The 1,434-nt window shown below is 35.6% G+C and carries 1 protein-coding gene; it reads right to left on the bottom strand.

All coding sequences use genetic code 11. The features are described 5' to 3' along the window. Positions 1 to 32: 32 nt before the first annotated feature. Positions 33 to 1,381 (bottom strand): IS3 family transposase gene (locus tag ACRX5O_RS25140; RefSeq protein ID WP_433908438.1). Its coding sequence is split into 2 segments (ribosomal slippage): positions 33 to 937 and positions 937 to 1,381, totalling 1,350 coding nucleotides; the frame shifts between segments, so codons are not numbered across the junction. Between the last annotated feature and the right edge of the window lie 53 nt (positions 1,382 to 1,434).

Below are 1,434 nucleotides of genomic sequence, written 5' to 3'. Positions count from 1 at the left end.
TGATCTGACCCAAAAAAGTTAGACATATATTATCAAGCAACTTCTAAGACCTGTGTTCGGTATTCTATCGGACTCAGGTCTTTTAATTTTTCCTTCATACGTTTGTGATTATAGTAATTAATATAATCATCTAATTCTTCTTCAAAGTGCTCCATACTTTTGAATTTCTGGAGGTAAAACAACTCAGACTTTAATAAGCCAAAGAAATTTCCCATGACGGCGTTGTCTAAACAATTTCCCTTACGAGACATGCTTTGAATAATGCCATGCTCTTTTAATGTTCTTTGATATCTTTTCATTTGGTAATGCCATCCTTGATCGGAATGGAGGATGACTCTATCTTCTGATTTTAAACGCTTAGCTGCTTGTTCCAACATATCACCTACAAGTTGATAAACTGGTCGTTTCATTACTTTATAGGCAATGATTTCGCCATTACATAAATCAAGGATGGGTGATAAATAGCGCTTCTCACCAAATAGATGGAATTCCGTTACATCAGTTACCCATTTTTGATTCATTTTTTCTGCTTTAAAATCACGTTGAATCACGTTCGGGGCAATACGCCCGACATTTCCTTTGTAAGAGCGATATTTTTTCAATCGAACCAGGCATTTTAAGCCCATTTCATTCATAAGACGGTTGATGGTCTTGGGATCATGAGAAAACCCGATTTTCTTTAATTCTTTTGTGATACGACGATAACCATAACGCCCTTTATGTTCATGAAAAATAGATTGGATAGCTGTCTTTACTGCAAAATATTTATCTTCCCGATTTAAACGTTTTTCCCAATAATAATAGGTACTACGTGGAATATCAGCGACTTTGATAAGGGCCACTACATCATAGATTGCCTTTAGTTCATAAATTACTTGCGCTTTAATTTTGGATGTAATTCTTCCTGCATTTGAACTAAGGCATTTAACTTTTTTAAATAGGCGTTCTCCATTTCAAGTTGTCTAATTCGTTCTTCAAGCGCTTCAGTTGAACTCTCTACTAACTTTCTCTTTTTTGTTTCTTTTTCCATGGATGTTAGCCCCTTTCTCTTAGGAATGAGGGCATCGAATCCACCAGCATTAAAATTTAGCCGCCATGTTCGAACTAATGATGGAGAAGAAATATTAAAAATAGCAGCTGCATCGTAGGAGGATGTCCCAGTATCCTTCATATAATTAAGTACATCCATTTTAAACTCCGCAGAATAACTTGTATAGGATTTTCTAAACCCCTCTTCTCCCTGTACTTGATATAATCGCACCCATCCTTGAATCATTTGATAGGAGACTTTATATAAGTCTTGAAGTTCCAAAAAACTATGTTTCCCCTCAAGGTAAAGACGAGAGATAAATATTTTCTCTTTAGCAGTAAAATTACTCATAAAAAACACCCCGTAAATGTTAGTTTGGTGTCTAACATTTACGGGGCAGTTCA

The organism is Robertmurraya mesotrionivorans, from assembly GCF_050971805.1.
Classification (GTDB): Bacteria; Bacillota; Bacilli; order Bacillales; family Cytobacillaceae; genus Robertmurraya_A.
The sequence above is the reverse complement of the archived record's forward strand: the minus strand, read 5'-3'. Positions and strand labels throughout refer to the sequence as shown.